Source organism: Psychrobacter sp. AOP7-B1-24 (genome assembly GCF_052376215.1).
GTDB lineage: Bacteria > Pseudomonadota > Gammaproteobacteria > Pseudomonadales > Moraxellaceae > Psychrobacter.
Genome location: NZ_JBQSVL010000215.1, coordinates 1 through 456, shown reverse-complemented (window position 1 = coordinate 456; position 456 = coordinate 1). Strand labels below are relative to the sequence as shown.

Below are 456 nucleotides of genomic sequence, written 5' to 3'. Positions count from 1 at the left end.
CTTATTCCAAAGCCATTCCATGATTGTATATATAAAGTAGAAAGAGCTATTGATAATCAAAGTTATCACTCTATAGAAAATGGGCCGTCAGCCATATATTTTTCAGACATCAGAGGCGGTTTATTAAGGTTAGCATCACATCTGGATAAGCAATATTTTGTTGAAGACCCAGATGAACAAATGAAGAAGCCAAGTAATATTTTAAATGCAATCGTTAATGAATGGGTAGACTCTACTGAGATATCAGGAGATAGATCCCGTTCTTTGGTTAGCTTTTTAGATAATTATTATGCTCTTATTGAAGAAGACAATACTAAAGAAGAAAAGAGACATGAAGAATTAAGAGCCAAAGCAAAGATTGGTGAATCGTCCGATCTAGTCCTTGACACTCTGGATGCAAGAATGCCAGTTTTTATTCTTTCTTAGATTAACACATGAAGTGCAATACCAAATGCA

The 456-nt window shown here is 34.4% G+C and carries 1 protein-coding gene; it reads left to right on the top strand.

The genetic code is table 11. The features are described from left to right. A partial coding sequence (locus ACT3QP_RS15070; protein WP_444526067.1) for a hypothetical protein occupies positions 1-426 on the top strand: 426 nt, incomplete at its 5' end. Positions 427-456 lie beyond the last annotated feature (30 nt).